Below are 550 nucleotides of genomic sequence, written 5' to 3' on the forward strand. Positions count from 1 at the left end.
CCGGGGTTGCGCAAGGCCGCCACCAAGGCCCCGTGCCCGCCCATCGAATGCCCGAAGATCCCCATCGCCGAGCGCCGCGCCGGGAAGTGCTTGCCGATCACCTCCGGCAGCTCCCGCGTCACATAGGCGTGCATCCGGTACCCGTCGCGCCAGGGTTCTTGGGTCGCGTCCAGGTAGAACCCGGCCCCGAGCCCGAAATCCCAGCTCTCGTCGTCGCCCGGATGCCGCCGGTCGCGCGGAGACGTGTCCGGCGCCACCAGCATCAGCCCGAACTCTGCCGCATGCTGCAAGGCGCCCGCCTTGATGATGAAGGTCTCCTCGGTGCAGGTCAGACCGGCGAGATAGGTCAGCACCGGCACCGGGCGCTCCTGCGCCTGCGGCGGCACATAGACCGCAAACCGCATCTCGCCGCCGATTTCGGCCGAGGCGTGGCTGTAGAACCCGACCTCGCCCGCGAAGGCCCGGTGCTTGCTTCTGGTGACCAGATCCGACATCAGAATTCCACGACCGTGCGGATCGACTTGCCCTCATGCATCAGGTCGAAGCCCTC

At 68.2% G+C, this 550-nt stretch carries 1 protein-coding gene; it reads right to left on the reverse strand.

The genetic code is table 11. The annotated features are described in order from the left end of the window. A partial coding sequence (locus tag FFK22_RS42180) for an alpha/beta hydrolase-fold protein (RefSeq protein WP_306770277.1) occupies positions 1 to 494 on the reverse strand: 494 nt, incomplete at its 3' end. Positions 495 to 550: the final 56 nt, after the last annotated feature.

This window comes from Mycobacterium sp. KBS0706 (assembly GCF_005938675.2).
Classification (GTDB): Bacteria; Pseudomonadota; Alphaproteobacteria; order DSM-16000; family Inquilinaceae; genus Inquilinus.